We start from the raw sequence: 13,378 nt of genomic DNA, 5'->3' as shown, positions 1-13,378 counted from the left end.
TCTGCAAGATACTACAAAGCCTGCCGCTATCTTCCACTATTCAAAATCGAAAGTGGAGGAGCTTTCAAAACAGAGCGGCTGTTGAATAAACCAATTAGCACGGTCAAGCCCGTGATGGAAAGAAAGATCAATCCGGTTGCCAGCAAAGGCGGATTGAAACCAGTATCGAAACTGAATTTTGCCAATAATAAGCCACCAATCAATGCCAATCCAATACCGGTTATGGCTGCGAGTGATCCCAGAAAAAAATATTCCAACGCAGTAATAGCAAAAACCTGCCGGCTGGTAGCGCCGATAGTTCGCAGTAATACCGTTTCCTGCATCCGCTGGTATTTACTGATCAGGATGGAGGCAATCAAAACCATGATACCTGTGACAATACTAAAGCCACCTATAAACTGGATTACAAAACTGATTTTACCAAGAATATCATCCACTGTTTTAAGAATCAGATTAAGGTCAATAACTGAGACGGTTGGAAAATTTTCCACCAGTGCCCGTTGATATTTGGCAGAAAACTCAGCTGAGGGTACCCTTGTGACCAATACATGGAATTTTGGGGCCTGTTCCAAAACGCCTTTGGGGAAGATTACCCTGAAATTGGTTTGCACCCGGTTCCAGTCCACCGTACGTAAACTTCCAACAGTTGTTTTTATTGGAGCCCCCTGAACATTGAATTCCAGTTCATCACCCGGTTTAACTTTTAATCGTTTCGCATAACCTTCTTCGATAGAAATGCGGATATCGTTGAGGTTGGTAGCCGAGTCCTGCAGTTCGCCTTCCAGGATGGTTTCAGCTTCTGTAAGGCTATCCCGGTAGGTAGCCCTGATCTCTCCGTCAAAAGCCCTGCGCGGAATATCAATGGTGGTATCTGCTTTGAGATCTGCTGCAGAATACCCGCGAATAGAGGAAAGTCGCATGGTTACAATGGGCACATCCTGAATAATGGGCAAATTATAGGAGGCCGTTAATTTGTTAAGTGCTTCCTTTTGAGAAGGCTGGATATCAAATACCACCAGGTTCGGCTGGTTATCGCTTCCTGCGCGCTGTACTTTACTGGTTAATACTTCCTGGATATAAAACAATAAACAGATAAAACTGGTACCTAATCCGATGGCAACAACAAGTATAACCGTTTGGTTATTGGGCCGGAACAGATTGGCAAATCCCTGTCGCCATACATAGGCCAGCTGATTGGGAAAATAACGACGAATCAGGTAAATCAATAACCAGGCGGCACCGGAAAGCAAAAGAAAGGAAAGAATAACCCCTATTGTAAAACCAGTTGCAGACCGTATGGTACCTGTCTGCAACCAGCTGAAACCAAAAATAAATGCGATGATGGCAAAGCCCACCAATAAACGCCAGGCATCCTGCCACCAGCGGCTATTGCTGCCCGTTACTCTCAGGGTATTCAGTGGAGAAACTTTTCGAACACCCAATAAAGGCCAGAGAGCAAAAAGCAGGGATACTAATATTCCCACCAGAATACCCTGTCCGATTGCTTTCCAGGATACCTGCATATGAATTTCAATGGGAAGAAAATCTTTAAGTACCTGTGGCAAGAGAAACTGAATGCCTGTTCCAAGTAAGGCTCCCAATATGCTTCCCAGTAACCCGATCGCCAGCATCTGTACCAGATAAATCAGAAAAGCCTGCCTGTTAGTAGCACCCAGGCATTTCAGGATGGCAATTGAGCTGATTTTTTCCCGAACATATATATGTATGGCACTGGCCACTCCGATACAGCCCAATAAAAGGGCAATAAAACTTACCAACTGCAGAAATTCATTCAGGTCCCGAAAAGAGCGGCCTGTGCTTTCTTTGCGGGAAGCAACGGTTTCCAGATCCCAACCGGCTTCTTCCAGCCTGTTTTCGATTTTCGGAATTAGCAGGTCGATGGTGGATGCTGATGGAAATTTATAATAATACAGATAGTTGATTCTGCTGCCTTTTTGCAATAAGCCGGTTTCATCGATTGCTTCCAGCGGAATCCATACAGCTGGAGCAACCGCAGCTGAGAAGCCGGTTTTGCCGGGGGATTGTAGAATTTCTCCCAGTATCAGAAATGTTTTTTCTCCCACCCGGATCGAATCCCCGGGTTGGGCATTAAATTGCAAAAGCAGCGTTCTTTCCACCAATGCCCCCTCTTGTTTTGCAAAACCTGAGAATGCCTTAGCCGGACGGGTTTCCAATTGACCGTAAAATGGAAATCCGTTACTTACAGCTCTAACCTGTGCCAAACGGGTGCCTCCTGATTTGGTGAAGTAAATCATGGAGGCGAAATTATTTTCCGCTGCCTGTTTTGAAATAGAACCGATTGAATCCAGTATATGCTGAACGGTTGGATCCGGAGGCTGGTTGGCATCCAGTGCAAGATCGGCTCCGATCAGGGTCTTTGCCTGCAGGTCGATATCCCGCTCCAATGTATAACCGAGTCCGTATATTGCTACGAGAGCAGCTATGCCCAAAATGATGGACGAAATAAAGAGGACAAGTCTGGATTTATTCCGCCTGCTATCACGCCAGGCCATTTGCAGGATCCATTGGCTGTTCATGGCACCAGTTCCTCCCGATCCTTTTTGATTTCATCGGCTATTAATTTGCCGCCTTTCAATTTTATTATCCGATTGGTACGGCCTGCCAGTTCCAGGTCATGGGTTACCATTATCAGCGTGGTGGCTGCCGCTTTATTCAGGTTAAACAGCAGGGCCTCTATTTTTTCAGAGGTTTCGGCATCCAGGTTGCCGGTGGGCTCATCTGCAAAGAGAATTTTTGGCTGATTGGCAAAGGCACGCGCGATGGATACCCGCTGTTGTTCACCCCCGGATAATTGAGAAGGGTAGTGGTGCGAGCGATCGGCCAGTCCCACCTGATCGAGTAATTCCAGAGCACGGGAACGGATATTTTTCTCTTTTTTCAGTTCCATGGGCACCATCACATTTTCGATGGCGGTAAGGGTGGGCAGTAACTGGAAATTCTGAAACACGAAACCGATATTTTCATTTCGAATTCTGGCTAAGGCATCCTCAGACTGGTCCTGTAGGCGGGTGCCATTCAGGGCAACATAGCCGTGGGTAGCACGATCGAGCCCGGCACATAAGCCGAGGAGGGTGGTTTTTCCGCTTCCGGAGGGACCAACAATGGAAACTGTTTCGCCGGGTTGAATTGAAAAACTAATATCTTGTAGCACCTGAAGGGGGCTGCTGGCCGACTGATAAGTCTTGGAAAGATGCACCACTTCAAGTATTGGAATGCTAGTCAAACTCATTTGGTAAAGTAACTTTTAATATGGCACATAACAAGGCAAAGATGGTAAGGTTGGGAATAATGGGATTAATGGTGGCCCTGATGGGATGGGTGGCTTGTGGGGATGCGACCGATAGTTCCCAAAAAAACACCTCCGATTCGACCAAAATCAATCAGCATGAGCGTAAAAAGCTTATTTTTTTTGGAAATAGTCTGACTGCCGGATATGGGTTGGATCCGGAAGAAGCTTTTCCTGCCCGGACCCAGGTGAAAATTGATTCCCTGAACCTGGGGTATGAAGTGATCAATGCCGGATTAAGCGGAGAAACCTCGGCAGGCGGACTTACCCGGATCGACTGGATTCTGCAACAGAAGCCGGATGTTTTTGTTTTGGAGCTGGGTGCCAACGATGGTTTACGGGGGATTCCAGTTGCGGAAACCCGAAAAAATCTCCAGGGTATTCTGGATAAGGTGAAAGCTGCCAATCCGGAAGTAAAACTGATTATTGCAGGTATGATGGTACCTCCCAATATGGGCCCGGATTATGCACGCGATTTTCAATCGATTTATCCTGAATTGGCAAAAAATAACAAGGCTACCCTCATTCCCTTCCTACTGGAAGGAGTTGGCGGGGAGCCCAGACTGAATCTGGCAGATGGCATTCATCCAACAGCAGAAGGCCACCAAATGGTGGCCAATGCAATCTGGTTGTATATACAGCCCTTATTAGGAGCTGGCCAGTCGGGTTTGTAAACGAGTTCTTTTCACTCTTAATACGGCATGCATCAAAATCAGGCAGGCGGCGGCAAAATACCAACCGGTGCGAACTTCAGCAGGCTTGGAGGAAAAATAGGTTAGGCAGGCCAGGGCGATTCCCCATACAAGGAATACATGCAGGATCGCTGCGATTAGCAGGGTACGGAAACTTTTCATATACGGATTTTTTCAATTTATATAACCCCAAAGCCATTATTTTATTGTGCAGTAAAAATTTCGAGAAATTTCTACAGGTGAATAAGGCAGGAATTCATAGTTTTCTGCGGAATTTCATTAACCAACCACCTTGAATTCTTCTTTACCGTCTTTATTAACCCAGGTTCAAACAGCCTTATTTCGTCATTTACGGCACGATTATCTGGTAATTGATCAGGAACACCGGCTTTTGGAAATCTCGCGGACAAATTCTATTTTTTATAAAAATGGCGTAATAACTATTGGAATGTATCTGGATGAAGTGCTTAATCCGGACTGCCTAAAACAATTTGCAGATTTTTATCCACTGCTTGATCAAAGCAGACCTATTCTTACCATACCCTTATACCGTTTTGAAAAGGAAAACAAGGTGTACCATGGCGAAATGGAACTGATCCGGTTGGAAACACCAGGTGTCATCTTGTTGTTGTTAAAAGACAGAAGTCCGTTAGTTGCAGCAGAACAGGAAAGAGAATGGAAATTCAAAACCCTGGTCGAAAATGGAATGGACGCAGTGGTGATTTTAAATGAAATGGGGTCAGCTACCTATATTTCTCCTAACATTGAACAAATTCTTGGATACTCGGAAGAGGAAAGTTTGGGATTGAATTTGTTTGAGCTGCTCCATGAAGAAGATAAACCTAAAGTGCAGGCAGTTTGGATGGAAATGCTGGAAAAGCCGGGAGTGTCTATGCGCGGACAGGAAGCGAGAGTATTACATAAAAACGGGCAATGGCGCTGGATTGAAGCCAATATCAAGAATATGTTCAATGACCCCGTGATTCGGGGGGTGGTGGATAATTTCAGGGATATTACGGATCGAAAAAAAACAGAAGAAGAAAAGGATTTTGAAAGGAGAGATAAAGAAGCATTAATCAATTCTTCCACTGATCTGATCTGGAGTGTACGAAATGACCTGACCCTGCTGGCGGCAAATAGTCGCTTTTTGGAAGTTTCCAAAAATTACCTTGGATTGGAATTTAAGATTGGTGAAGACATGCTGCCTCCATCTTTTTTTGATGAAACTGCCATTCAATATTGGACAAAGCTTTATGAAAAAGCATTGGGGGGTGAAGTGGTGGATGAGGAAATGCAGATTTCCTTGCCGTATTCAAACCAGCAGCGGTGGCTGAACATACGCATGAATCCCATTATAAAAGATTCCGCCATTATTGGTGTAGCATGTTATGCCGCTGAAACCACTCGCAAAAAAATCTATCAGGAAGAGCTGCTTCGAATCAATCAAATGCTCGCTGAAGCGCAAAAAATAGCTCGCCTTGGCTATTGGGAAGTGGATTTGAATAAAAATGAAGTGTTTTGGAGTGAGGAAACTTATTCCATATGGGGATTGTCACCTGAAATAAAACCAGATCTCGATTATTTTTATTCCACCATACATCCGGATGATCTTTCCGAATTTAAAACCTTGAATCAACAATCCATTCAGGAAGGAATAACACTTGATGCCATTCACAGGATCCTGCTGCCGGATGGAACTATCAAACATATTCATGAACGGGGGGGACTGGTGAAAGACAATACCGGCCAGCCCTGGAAATTCAAGGGCACTTCGCAAGATATTTCTGATGAAGTTAAACGTACAGAAGAATTTCGTATTTCCAATGAGCGGTTGGAGCTCGTGAATAAAGCAACTTCGGATGCTATCTGGGATTGGGATCTCAAACAGGACTCCCTATATTGGGGAAGCGGATTCAGTTCCATTTTTGGTTATGAACTGGGGGATAATTCGGTTGATCCTGCCCGTTGGGAATTACTGGTTCATCCCGACGATCGGTCTGCAGTTGTGAAACACCTCAATGAAAGTCTGGCTGATCCGGATGTGTATACCTGGATGAGTGAGTATCGCTTTATGAAAAACAACAACGAGTATGCATTCGTGCTGGATAAAGGCTTTATGATACGAGATGGAAAAGGTAAGGCCATACGAATGATTGGAGCTTTGCAGGATATCAGTTCAATTAAAGAAGCTGAGCGTATTCTGAAGGAAGAACGGAATACGATGCGGGCCATCATTGATAATATCCCGGATTATGTTTTCGTTAAAGACAGGGAGGGGCGGCATTTAGTTTGTAATAAAGCTCAGATTGATTTGTATGGAATGGATTCGGAGGAGCAGATGCTGAATCGTACAGTTGATGAACTGCTTGGGCAGGAGAAATCCAGCTCCTTTAAAGAGGATGATGAATGGGTATTCGAATCAGGAAATCCTTTATTTAATAAAGAAGAAAAATTATACCTGCCAGACGGTGGTATCCGCTATGGGTTAACAACAAAAGTGCCACTAAAGAATGATGCAGGGGAAGTAGTTGGATTGGTTGGTATTTCAAGAGATGTTACCACCCTTTATAAGAAACAACTGGAAGACCGGCTGGCGGCAGCAATAACTGCCAAGGTGCTGGTGAGTGAAGATATCAAACAGGCTCTTCAGGAAGTACTTGCCTTACTTGGGAATTTTCTGCATGCAGCTGTTGGTCAGGCCTGGATGTTGAATGAAGGACAATTGAAACTAATTCGTTCAGCAACCTGGGATTCCGAAGGGAATAAGCAGGAATGGCTGGATTCTACACGGGATGAAGTGTATCTGTCGCAGCATTATCTTGCCGAATACTGGAGAAGGTCCGAACCGGCCTACCATCTGAAGGAATTGCCGGAGAAGGCCGCCTGTTCACTTATAATACCTGTTCCATACCAGGGTAAATCCATTACATTACTTCAGTATTTCTATGATTCGAAACAGGAAGCAGATGAAGATCTCTTGGAATTCTGTGCTGCATTGGGATCCAAGATGGGAATTGATATCAAAACAAAGAAAAGTGAACTGGAACTCAGCCTGTTTTTTACTCATTGTCCTGATCCATTATGTATAGCCAGTTCAAATGGTTTTTTCAGGAAAGTGAATCCTGCATTTATAGATTTATTTGGATTTGAAGAGTCCTTTGTTTTATCCAATCCCATCTTATCGTTTATTCATCCGGAGGACACTGCTTCTGCGCTTACAATCATGGAAAATGCATTCTCCGGATTATTGGTAGAATCTTACGAAGTCCGTTTTAAAACAGCAAATGGACTATGGAAGTGGCTTACCTGGAGTACTTCTGAATTGTTTTATGAAGACGGGGTTGTTTTTTGTTATGGTAAGGATATTTCTGAGCTGAAAGAAGCTGAAAGAAACCTGGTCCGGTTTAAAAAAGTAATGGATAGTTCACGTGATGGGTTTGCGATTTATAATCCGATTACCAGAGAAAGTTATATGAATCAGGCCATGCAGCAGATGCTTGGCTACACAGAGCTTGAAGTAACTCAAATGGAAACTCCTGCTATCACACATGTTGATGAGCAACAGGCAAGAGAAATGTTTGATACGGTTTTTGGAGGTGGTTATTATACGGGAGAAATTCAGATTTATACCAAGGACGGAAGGATTGCTGATTTTTACCTGAGTGCCGGACCAATTAATAATGAAGATGGAAAGGTAGAAGCAGTTTACGGTGTGCATATGGACATTTCGGAACGAAAAAAATACATGGCTTCCCTGCTGGAAGCAAATGAACGTTATAATCTGGTGGCCAGGGCTACGAATGATGCTATTTGGGATTGGAACCTGGAAACCAATGAAGTAATAAGAACTGGGAATGGTCTTGAAAACCTCTTTGGATATGATAGCGTGGAAGCCAGTGCCGATCGTAATTTCTGGTTGAAACGGGTCCATCCGGAAGATTTGCAGGGAGTGCTGGACCGGAGAGAAATCTTTTTAAATACAGCTACTGCTTTCTATTGGGAAGACGAATATCGCTTTAAAAAGGCCGATGGTAAACTGGCGATTGTACTGGATAAAGGGTATATCATCCGTAACCAGCAGGGGAAAGCAATCCGCATGATTGGGGCAACCCAGGATATAACTCATCGTAAACAGTACCTCAATGAAATTATCCGGGTTAAGCAAAATCTGGATGCACTGATCAATAATACCGGCGATATGATCTGGTCATATGATTCCGAACTTAAACTCATTATTGGTAATGCTGCCTTTCTGCAGGCTTACCGGGAACTTTCTCAGGAATATATTGAAGAGGGAAGTCCGATTCTTGCAGAATCCCTGCCGGATTATATCAAAGATCAATGGGCTCCATTATACAGGAAAGGTCTGGAAGGTGCTGGCTTTACTACAGATCTTGTTTATTACAATGAGGAAATTGGTGAAGACCAATATTTGATGGTATCCTTTACCCCCATCCGAAATGAAAGAGAAGAGGTGGTTGGTGCAGCCTGCTTTGCCAAGGATATTTCTGAATTAAAAAAAGCCAATCGCAAACTGGAAGAACTAAACCAGGAATTATTGCATAATGCAGAAGAACTGGCGGCTTCCAATGCAGATCTGGAACGTTTTGCGTTTATTGCATCGCATGATTTACAGGAACCACTGCGAATGGTGTCCAGCTTTTTGCAGTTATTGAATCAGCGTTATCAGGATCAGTTGGATCAAAAAGCACATACCTATATCGAGTTTGCCGTGGATGGAGCAAAACGGATGAAGGAACTTATTCATGGCCTCCTGGACTATGCACGAGTTGGAAGTACGCTGGCTGAAGCGGTACCGGTGGATCTAAACCTGGTAATGCGGGATGTGCAAATATTACTGAAGGCCAAAATTGAAGAAACCAATGGTGTTATAGTAGCAGAACGATTACCAATCATTCAACATGCAAACTATACCCAATTACTTCAATTGATGCAAAACCTGCTGGGTAATGCATTAAAGTATAGGGGGGAGGCAGATCCGGTAGTGGAAGTTGGATTGGAGGATTCCGGAGATACCTGGACCATCTTTGTCAGGGATAATGGAATAGGGCTGGATATGCGGTATGCAGATAAGATATTTCTCGTGTTTCAGCGATTACATCAGCAGAGAGTTTATAGTGGAACAGGTATCGGCTTATCCATTTGTAAACGGATTGTTGAAAAGATGGGGGGTAAAATATGGGTAGAGTCTCAACAGGGAAAAGGAAGCTGCTTTTATTTCACAATTGTGAAGTAACTTAATATAAAATACCCCTAACCGCATGGCACCCATTCAAATTTTGTTGGTGGAAGATAATGAAGGCGATGTTGTTCTTACGCTGGAAGCATTTGAGAGTATTCGGCTGGTAAATGCAATAAATGTGGTAAATGATGGAGAAGAAGCCATTCAATACCTGAATAAGGAAGGGAAGTTCATGAAGGCAGTGGAGCCGGATATGATTTTACTGGATATCAATCTCCCAAAAATAGACGGGAAAGAGGTATTGCACTATATTAAGACCCATGATCGGTTTAAAGTAATACCGGTGGTAATCCTAACCTCCTCTGCTTCAGAAAAAGATATTTATGATACCTATGCAGAGCATGCCAATTGTTATATAACCAAGCCTGTTGATTTTAATAAATTCATTACAGTCATAAAATCAATTGAAACTTTTTGGATAAATATTGTACAATTGCCGGTCAAATCCAATTAACCGGCTATGGCAAAGAGGATAACGGAAGATGAATTTCTGGAAAGTTTGAATAAAGGTGATATGCCTGAAGGGTTAACAGTTTACCAGCAGTCCTTGTGGCAGGATGGAGCAGGTAACTGGGATACAGCACATACCCTGATTCAGGATCTGCCGGATAAAAATGCCGCCCTTTTACATGCCTATCTGCACCGGGTGGAAGGAGATCAATGGAATGCAGGATACTGGTATCGTAAAGCAGGTGAGAACATGCCCTCGTGCAGTCTTAAAGCAGAATGGAGTCAATTGGTGAAACGTTTTCTTGCATGAAAACTGCCGAACATCCCATTTATAACTGGCCTTTTGCCCTGGTATGCCTGAGTTCCCTGTTTTTTTCTGCCAGTTTTAATATGCTGATTCCTGAGCTGCCTGCCTATTTATCCAGTTTGGGCGGGGCCGAATACAAGGGACTAATCATTGCACTTTTTACCTTAACAGCCGGTATATCCCGGCCATTCAGTGGCAAACTCACCGATTCCATAGGTCGTATTCCTGTAATGGCAGTAGGTTCACTGGTCTGTTTTGTATGTGGATTTTTATATCCAATATTAACTTCAGTAGCCGGATTTTTATTGCTTCGGCTGGTACATGGATTTTCAACCGGATTCAAACCAACTGCAACTGCGGCCTATGTGGCCGACCTGGTACCTGTTTCCAGATGGGGCGAAGCAATGGGTATACATGGCCTCTGTTTCAGTACGGGAATGGCAATTGGTCCGGCTATCGGCAGTGCCATCGTTCAGGTTTATTCCATACAGGTTTTATTTTATGCCTCTTCTCTGCTAGCCTTGCTTTCTATTGTAATTCTTTACAATATGAAGGAAACCCTTCCGGATAAACAGCGATTTCATATACAACACCTCAAAGTGGGCAGGAATGATATAATTGAATGGAAAGTCTTTCCTGCTGCGCTTGTAACTCTTTTGTCCTATCTTTCTTATGGTGCTATTCTCACCCTGGTTCCCGATTGGGGGGATCATATCGGAATAAAAAACAAAGGCGTGTTTTTTATGGTATTTACCATCGCATCTTTACTGGTCCGTTTCATAGCAGGAAAATTATCGGATAGACGTGGCCGTGAGACTGTAATTCGGGGTGGTTTGATTATGCTGGTGATTTCATTACTTGTGATGGCTTACTGGCAGTCTACAGAAGGTTTGCTGGCTGGTGCAGTATGTTATGGGATTGCAACTGGTATTTTATCACCTGCAATCAATGCCTGGACAGTAGATATGAGCGATAAGGACAGAAGAGGTAAAGCCATGGCAACCATGTATATTGCACTGGAAGCCGGCATAGGATTGGGTGCCCTGATTGCAGGAACAGTTTATCAGGATCATCTGACCCGAATTCCCTGGCTTTTTTATAGTGCGGCCGGAATTACCCTGATCGCCATTGTTTATATGTATTGGAGAAGAAAAAATGCAGGAACCGATAGTAGAAGTTAAAGAAATTACGGCCATCGCCGGGGATCAGACAATTCTTTATCCCATCAGTTTATCCTTGCAGGCGGGGCACCGTCTTGCTATTGCAGGAGAAACAGGTTCCGGTAAATCAACCCTGCTCAAATCGATGGCAGGTTTGCAAAATCTGTCAGGTGGTGCTGTCTATTGGAAGGGCAGGAGAGTGGAAGAGCCCTGGGAGAAGCTGGTACCCGGACACCCATATATTGCCTATTTATCGCAGCATTTCGAATTACGGAATAATTACAGAGTGGAAGAAATTCTTTCCTATGCGGAAAAAATCACTGGGGAAGCTGCTGCTGAAGTTTATCGCTTATGCCAGGTAAATCATTTATTGAAACGGAAAACAGATCAGTTATCAGGAGGCGAAAGACAACGTATTGCGATGGCCCGTCTGCTGGTTGGAGCCCCCACTATATTTCTGCTGGATGAACCCTTTTCCAACCTGGATGCATTGCATAAACAAACAATGAAAGAAGTGATGCGTGATCTGGGAAATGCCATGCATATCACCTGGGTGCTTGTATCACATGATCCTGGTGATTTGCTCTCCTGGGCAGACGAATTGTTGATTTTAAAGGAGGGGAGAAGAGTGCAGCAGGGAAACCCTCTGGAATTATTTTTTAATCCGGTTGATGCTTACTGTGCCGGTTTGTTGGGCCCTTATTCTGTTCTGGGGAATAAAATTCTTCGTCCAACTGACTTTGAACTTGTTCCGGTTGAAAATGGGGTGCTAAGCGGAACTGTGCTTGGAATTGAATTTATCGGTTATGGGTACCTGCTTAGCGTCATTCTAAATGATGGACAAATAGTACAACTATTTCATTCGGAAACAGTTCCCCTTCAAAAGGCGGTTGGCATTCAACTCAGATAAATTATATTTAGAACTTTATTTCCTGCATCTATTCATGCCATATGACAAAAACGAAGTTCCAGCACTTATTTAGTATTCCTGTAATTGTAGCCGCACTCGGTTATTTTGTTGATATCTATGATCTACTGTTGTTTGGAATTGTTCGGATTCCCAGTTTGAGAAGCATGGGACTGGATGAAGCTTCTCTTTCATCAGTAGGAGCCTCCATCCTCAACTGGCAAATGACCGGACTGCTGATTGGAGGCATACTTTGGGGGGTGCTGGGAGATAAAAAGGGCCGGCTATCTGTTTTGTTTGGGTCGATCTTAACCTATTCGCTTGCCAATATTGCCTGCGGATTTGTAAAAGATCCGGATACCTACAAAATCCTGCGCTTTATCGCTGGCATTGGTCTGGCTGGTGAATTAGGTGCCGGAATAACCCTTGTTGCTGAGGTATTACCCAAACGCCTGCGGGCACTGGGAACCTCTCTGGTAGCCGGAGTTGGCTTATTAGGCGCAGTGGCAGCTTATTTTACGGTGGAATTATTTGATTGGAGAACAGCTTATTTTATTGGAGGCGGAATGGGAATTGCTCTGCTGCTGATGCGGGTAGGTGTATTTGAGTCGGGTGTTTTTTCAGCACTTAAAGAACATCGCCATATTAAAAAAGGTAATTTCTTCTCCCTGTTTACCAATAAGGATCGGTTGATCCGTTATCTGAAATGTATTGGCATGGGCCTTCCTACCTGGTTTGTAATTGGGATTCTGGCTACATTCAGCAATGAATTCGGAAGAGCTTTGGGCATCGAAACACCAATAGAACCGGGCTTGTCTATAATGTGGTGTTATGTTGGCTTATCCATCGGCGACCTGTCCAGTGGCATACTCAGTCATAAACTGGAATCAAGAAAAAAAGCAGTGCTATACATGATGCTGTTTACGGTGGCAGGCAGTCTGATCTATTTGTTTGCCGGAATAAAAACAGCCACAGGACTCTATGCAATAAGCTTGTTGATGGGCTTTGGGATCGGTTATTGGGCGATGTTTGTTACCATTGGTGCCGAGCAGTTCGGTACCAATCTGCGAGCCACAGCAGCTACCACCATTCCCAATATGGTTCGGGGAACAGTAGTAGGGATGACGACCCTCTATGCCTATTTTAAAGAAGGGTTTACCGTGATCCAGGCAGGTGCACTGGTAGGGTTGATTTGTTTTATTATCGGTATAACATCCACGATCACTATTTCTGAAACTCATGGGCGAGATCTTGATTTTCTGGAGGAATAA

General features: G+C 43.9%; 10 protein-coding genes. 7 read left to right on the top strand and 3 right to left on the bottom strand.

Going from position 1 to position 13,378, the window contains the following annotated elements; all coding sequences use genetic code 11:
- Positions 1-26: 26 nt before the first annotated feature.
- A complete protein-coding gene (locus tag B2746_RS07665) occupies positions 27-2,558 on the bottom strand; it encodes an ABC transporter permease (protein WP_290792274.1) in 2,532 nt (843 codons plus the stop codon).
- On the bottom strand, positions 2,555-3,271 hold the full coding sequence (locus B2746_RS07660; RefSeq protein ID WP_290792273.1) for an ABC transporter ATP-binding protein: 717 nt from the start codon (positions 3,269-3,271) through the stop codon (positions 2,555-2,557). The genes B2746_RS07665 and B2746_RS07660 overlap by 4 nt, the downstream gene beginning before the upstream one ends.
- A gap of 20 nt (positions 3,272-3,291) precedes the next feature.
- Here B2746_RS07660 and B2746_RS07655 point away from each other — a divergent pair, with 20 nt between their 5' ends.
- A complete protein-coding gene (locus B2746_RS07655) occupies positions 3,292-4,002 on the top strand; it encodes an arylesterase (protein WP_290792272.1) in 711 nt (236 codons plus the stop codon).
- Here the strand turns inward: B2746_RS07655 and B2746_RS07650 are convergent.
- Positions 3,976-4,182: a hypothetical protein gene (locus B2746_RS07650; protein WP_290792271.1), complete on the bottom strand. Its 207-nt coding sequence runs from the start codon at positions 4,180-4,182 to the stop codon at positions 3,976-3,978. The two genes, B2746_RS07655 and B2746_RS07650, sit on opposite strands and share 27 nt — an antisense overlap.
- Positions 4,183-4,312: 130 nt before the next feature.
- Between B2746_RS07650 and B2746_RS07645 the strand changes: the two genes are divergently transcribed.
- Genes B2746_RS07645 through B2746_RS07620 form a run of 6 tightly spaced genes read left to right on the top strand, consistent with a single transcriptional unit; the run spans position 4,313 to position 13,378 of the window.
- On the top strand, positions 4,313-9,277 hold the full coding sequence (locus B2746_RS07645; protein WP_290792270.1) for a PAS domain S-box protein: 4,965 nt from the start codon (positions 4,313-4,315) through the stop codon (positions 9,275-9,277).
- 25 nt (positions 9,278-9,302) lie between these two features.
- A complete protein-coding gene (locus B2746_RS07640) occupies positions 9,303-9,737 on the top strand; it encodes a response regulator (protein ID WP_290792269.1) in 435 nt (144 codons plus the stop codon).
- 6 nt (positions 9,738-9,743) lie between these two features.
- Complete coding sequence (locus B2746_RS07635; RefSeq protein WP_290792268.1) at positions 9,744-10,043, top strand: hypothetical protein; 300 nt, start codon at positions 9,744-9,746, stop codon at positions 10,041-10,043.
- The gene (locus B2746_RS07630; RefSeq protein WP_290792267.1) at positions 10,040-11,221 is read left to right on the top strand and encodes an MFS transporter; all 1,182 of its coding nucleotides are present in this window, start codon (positions 10,040-10,042) and stop codon (positions 11,219-11,221) included. Before B2746_RS07635 ends, B2746_RS07630 begins: the two co-directional genes overlap by 4 nt.
- Positions 11,196-12,110 carry an ABC transporter ATP-binding protein gene (locus tag B2746_RS07625; RefSeq protein WP_290792266.1) on the top strand — a complete coding sequence of 305 codons (915 nt, stop codon included), beginning with the start codon at positions 11,196-11,198 and terminating at the stop codon, positions 12,108-12,110. Before B2746_RS07630 ends, B2746_RS07625 begins: the two co-directional genes overlap by 26 nt.
- A 41-nt stretch (positions 12,111-12,151) precedes the next feature.
- Entirely contained in the window at positions 12,152-13,378 is a 1,227-nt protein-coding gene (locus B2746_RS07620) for an MFS transporter (protein WP_290792265.1), read from the top strand.

This window comes from Flavihumibacter sp. UBA7668, from assembly GCF_002483205.1.
Taxonomy (GTDB): domain Bacteria; phylum Bacteroidota; class Bacteroidia; order Chitinophagales; family Chitinophagaceae; genus Flavihumibacter.
Note: the sequence above shows the minus strand (reverse complement) of the source record. Positions and strands in the feature narration are given on the sequence as shown.

What these genes read in the sequence shown, in the direction of transcription:
- B2746_RS07665 (WP_290792274.1), bottom strand. Translation starts at nt 2,558, where the DNA reads ATGAACAGCCAATGGATCCTGCAAATGGCCTGGCGTGATAGCAGGCGG.
- B2746_RS07660 (WP_290792273.1), bottom strand. Translation starts at nt 3,271, where the DNA reads ATGAGTTTGACTAGCATTCCAATACTTGAAGTGGTGCATCTTTCCAAG.
- B2746_RS07655 (WP_290792272.1), top strand. Translation starts at nt 3,292, where the DNA reads ATGGCACATAACAAGGCAAAGATGGTAAGGTTGGGAATAATGGGATTA.
- B2746_RS07650 (WP_290792271.1), bottom strand. Translation starts at nt 4,182, where the DNA reads ATGAAAAGTTTCCGTACCCTGCTAATCGCAGCGATCCTGCATGTATTC.
- B2746_RS07640 (WP_290792269.1), top strand. Translation starts at nt 9,303, where the DNA reads ATGGCACCCATTCAAATTTTGTTGGTGGAAGATAATGAAGGCGATGTT.
- B2746_RS07635 (WP_290792268.1), top strand. Translation starts at nt 9,744, where the DNA reads ATGGCAAAGAGGATAACGGAAGATGAATTTCTGGAAAGTTTGAATAAA.
- B2746_RS07630 (WP_290792267.1), top strand. Translation starts at nt 10,040, where the DNA reads ATGAAAACTGCCGAACATCCCATTTATAACTGGCCTTTTGCCCTGGTA.
- B2746_RS07625 (WP_290792266.1), top strand. Translation starts at nt 11,196, where the DNA reads ATGCAGGAACCGATAGTAGAAGTTAAAGAAATTACGGCCATCGCCGGG.
- B2746_RS07620 (WP_290792265.1), top strand. Translation starts at nt 12,152, where the DNA reads ATGACAAAAACGAAGTTCCAGCACTTATTTAGTATTCCTGTAATTGTA.